Here is a 385-nt window from a genome sequence, read left to right as displayed (position 1 = left end):
CGAGTATCACGACCACACCTCGCACACGATCTGGGTGCGCTTCCCGGTCGTGAAGACCGAAGACCCGGCGCTGGAAGGCGCGGCGATCCTGATCTGGACGACCACGCCCTGGACCATCCCCGGCAACCGCGCCATCGCGGTCGGGGCGGAACTCGACTATGTCCGCATCAGGGTGACGGACGTCGGCGAGAAAAGCGGGGCGGCCGTCGGCGACGAACTGATCCTGTCGCGCGACCTGCTGGAGGCCGCCTGCGCCGACATGGGTATCGAGGACCATGAGGAGGTTGCCACCCTCAAGGGTTCCGCGATCGCAGGTTCGGTGTGCGCCCACCCGCTCCACGACCAGGGCTTCGATCACGACGTCCCGGTCTACGAGGCCGGCTTC

Annotated in this window: 1 pseudogene; it reads left to right on the top strand. The window is 67.5% G+C overall.

Going from position 1 to position 385, the window contains the following annotated elements:
• A pseudogene (locus tag JJ959_RS21265) lies at positions 1–385 on the top strand (class I tRNA ligase family protein); the annotation flags it as partial.

This window comes from Nisaea sp. (assembly GCF_017640745.1).
Classification (GTDB): domain Bacteria; phylum Pseudomonadota; class Alphaproteobacteria; order Thalassobaculales; family Thalassobaculaceae; genus Nisaea.
Note: the sequence above shows the minus strand (reverse complement) of the source record. Positions and strands in the feature narration are given on the sequence as shown.